Source organism: Pseudomonas sp. AC463, assembly GCF_979253585.1.
On sequence record NZ_CEEDDZ010001099.1, the window covers coordinates 1 to 240 of the forward strand.

Sequence of the window (240 nt, forward strand, 5' to 3'; positions counted from 1 at the left end):
GCCGAGCGCCGGGCCAGAGTGTTCAGGCTCCAGGGCGCCGCTTGCAGCTTGATGCGTTGGTTGCGTTCGCCGTCGGTGACCATTTCGCACCACATGAACAGCCAGGTGAACGAGCTTTGCGGGCAGGTGTAGCCGCCCCACACCCGTCCGGCAAACACGGTGATCGCTAACAGGCCGAAGGCGCAGAGGATCAGCAGGGCTGACAGCAAGATGAAAGCCTGCGGCCAGAACGTGGCGCCG

1 pseudogene is annotated in these 240 nt (G+C 64.6%); it reads right to left on the reverse strand.

Annotated features, from left to right (window positions below):
* Positions 1–240: pseudogene (locus AC0IYH_RS33685) on the reverse strand (cytochrome c oxidase accessory protein CcoG); the annotation flags it as partial.